Origin of the sequence: Aeromicrobium sp., from assembly GCF_014378035.1 — a bacterium.
Lineage (GTDB): Bacteria > Actinomycetota > Actinomycetes > Propionibacteriales > Nocardioidaceae > Aeromicrobium.
Genome location: NZ_JACMOM010000313.1, coordinates 1 through 3,282 on the forward strand (window position 1 = coordinate 1; position 3,282 = coordinate 3,282).

Consider the following 3,282-nt stretch of genomic DNA (forward strand, 5'->3'; position numbering starts at 1 on the left):
CGAGGTCCGTTGGAACGGATCTCCAGGCGATCTCCTGATCATCCCGGATGCCCGTCACGCACTCGAGGCGGTGGAGGACTCGGTCGTGCTGCTGAGCGTGGCCAAGACGATCACGCCCGCCACGATGCAAGACGTTGATCCCGCCGCGTCTGCGACGAGCACGACGTGAGCGAGAAGTCTCTGGTAGACCGCAACCGCGACGAAGGGGCCGCCCACCAGGACATGCAGCTGCCACCAGCAGTGGGCGTCTGGTCACCGATGGCGCAGCGATCTCCCGGGTTGATGCTGTTCATGGCGACGCTCGGCTTCGCCGTGAACTTCTGGGCGTGGGCGTTGCTGAGTCCGTTGGGTCCGCTCTTCCGCGAGACCGGGATCCTCGGCAAACTCTCGGAGAGTGACGTGGCACTGCTCGTCGCCGTCCCCGTCATCGTCGGCTCGTTGGGCCGGATCGTCGTCGGCGGACTGACCGACCGCTACGGCGGACGGGTGATGTTCCCGCTGGTCTCGGCAGCCACGATCGTGCCGATCCTGTTCATCGGCCTCTTCGCCCAGACCTCCTACGGCGCGCTCCTGGTGGGCGGATTCTTTCTCGGCATAGCCGGGACCGCGTTCGCGGTCGGTGTCCCCTTCGTCAATGCTTGGTTCCCACCGGAGCGACGCGGGCTCGCAGTCGGTGTGTTCGGAGCGGGCATGGGTGGGACCGCCATCAGCGCCCTGACCACGGTGAAGCTGTACTCCGACGTCGGACACCGTGTCCCGTTCGCCCTGACCGCCGTCGCGCTGGGGCTGTACGCGGTGTTGGCGTGGCTCGTGATGCGCGACGCCCCGGGTCGCAGCGTTCCCACCACGTCCCTGATGAGTCGACTGTCTGCGAACGCACGGCTGGCGATCACGTGGCAGGCCAGCGTGCTCTATGCGGTCGCGTTCGGCGGGTACGTCGCGTTCTCGGTCTACCTCCCCGCCTACCTCAAGACGGCCTACGACCTCGCCCCGTCGGATGCCGCGAACCGGATGGCGGGTTTCGTCGTGGTGGCGGTGGTGATGCGCCCCGTCGGCGGCTGGCTCTCCGACAGGTACGGCGCTGTGCCAGTGCTGGCCGCCGGCTACGCAGTGGTCGTGGCCGGCGCGGCGGTCGCCTCCACCACCCCCCTGCTGAACCAGCTCGGCACGATCGCCTTCCTTGCCATGGCCGCAGCACTGGGAAGTGGCAGCGGCGCGACGTTCGCACTGGTGGCGAAGGTGACCGACCCGGCCCGCGTCGGCGGCGTGACAGGTCTGGTGGGCGCGGCCGGCGGACTGGGTGGCTTCGTGCCTCCCCTGATCATGGGCTACGTCTACGGCCGAACGGACTCCTACGCCATCGGACTGACGCTGCTGGCGGTCGCGGCCGCTCTCACGCTCGTGCTGACGCTGACGGTGGTGCGCTCCACGGCCGCATCGGCCGCATCGGCCGCTGCGTCGCCCGCCTCGGGCGGCCCGGAAGACCGTGGCACCACTCATCGACGAACCGCCGCCGACCCCCGACTGTGAGGACCACCCCTTGAGTTCCGATCTCCGGCCCGACGCCCAGCCCGACGCCCAGCCTGATGACCAGCCCGACGCCCAGCCCGATTCCAAGCCGAACGGCCGTCGAGGGACTGGCCCGGAGGGGGGCCTCGCCGATGCCCTTGTCCGCACGCGGCGGTTCTTCACCCGGGGCAAGGTTTCACAGGACCTGCGCACCTTGACCCAGAAGGGCGGGCGAGAGGCCGACGACTTCTACCGCGACCGCTGGAGCCACGACAAGGTCGTCCGTTCCACCCACGGCGTGAACTGCACCGGGTCGTGCTCGTGGAAGGTCTACGTCAAGGACGGGATCATCACCTGGGAGACCCAGCAGACCGACTACCCGTCGGTGGGTCCCGACTCCCCGGAGTACGAGCCCCGCGGCTGCCCGCGTGGCGCGGCGTTCTCCTGGTACACCTACTCGCCGACCCGGGTGAGGTATCCCTACGTGCGCGGTGTGCTGCTCCAGATGTATCGCGAGGCGAAAGCCCAGCACGACGGCGACCCGGTCAAGGCCTGGGAGCACATCGTCGAGAACCCGCAGCGAGCCAAGGCCTACAAGTCTGCACGCGGCAAGGGTGGCCTGGTGCGAGCCACCTGGGAGGAGGCCAGCGAGATCGTCGCGGCCGCCCACGTCCACACCATCAAGAAGTACGGCCCCGACCGGGTCGCCGGCTTCTCCCCGATCCCGGCGATGAGCATGGTCTCGCATGCCTCCGGAGCGAGGTTCGTGAACCTCATCGGTGGCTCGATGCTGAGCTTCTACGACTGGTACGCCGACCTGCCCGTGGCCTCCCCGCAGGTCTTCGGCGACCAGACCGACGTGCCCGAGTCCGGCGACTGGTGGAACGCCGGCTACCTGATCATGTGGGGCTCCAACCTCCCGGTGACCCGCACTCCCGATGCGCACTGGATGACCGAGGCCCGCTACCGAGGCCAGAAGGTCGTCGCGGTCGCACCCGATTACGCCGACAACGTCAAGTTCGCCGACGAGTGGCTGGCGGCCAAACCCGGCACCGACGCCGCACTCGCGATGGCCATGGGCCACGTCGTGCTCAAGGAGTTCTTCGTCGACCGGCAGACGCCCTACTTCACCGAGTACGTCAAGAGCTACACCGACCTGCCCTACCTGGTCCGCCTCGACGAGTCCGGCGACGGCACCTTCACCGCGGGCAAGTTCCTCACCGCCAGCGACCTGACGGAGCGCGAGCACGACGAGAACGCCGAGTTCAAGACGGTCCTCATCGACGCACGCGTCAACGAGGCAGTGGTGCCGAACGGTTCGCTCGGCCACCGCTACGGTGATGATGGAATCGGCAAGTGGAACCTCGAGCTGGGCGACGTCGATCCGCAGCTCTCCCTGCTCGATGTCGCCGACGAGAACGTGCTGGTGCGGATGCCGCGTTTCGACACCCCCGACGGTGCGGCCGCCGACCTGCCGCGTGGCGTCCCGGCCCGCCGTGTCGACGGCCATCTCGTCACCACGGTGTTCGACCTGTTGCTCGCGCAGTACGGCATCGGTCGTGAGGGGCTGCCGGGGGAGTGGCCCAGCGGCTACGACGACGCGGGGTCGCCGTACACACCGGCGTGGCAGGAAGCGATCACCGGCGTTCCGGCCGCGACCGCCGCGCGGATCGGGCGCGAGTTCGCCGCCAACGCCGAGGAGTCGCGAGGCCGTTCCATGATCGTGATGGGCGCGGGCACCAACCACTGGTTCCACTCCGACACCATCTACCG

General features: G+C 68.7%; 2 protein-coding genes. Both read left to right on the top strand.

Annotated elements, in window-relative coordinates:
- The first annotated feature begins 165 nt into the window (after positions 1–165).
- Positions 166–1,530, top strand: a complete 1,365-nt coding sequence (locus tag H7290_RS16245) for an MFS transporter (RefSeq protein ID WP_290515065.1) — start codon at positions 166–168, stop codon at positions 1,528–1,530.
- Between the two features lie 10 nt (positions 1,531–1,540).
- The coding region (locus H7290_RS16250; RefSeq protein ID WP_290515066.1) for a molybdopterin-dependent oxidoreductase at positions 1,541–3,282 on the top strand (1,742 nt) is incomplete at its 3' end.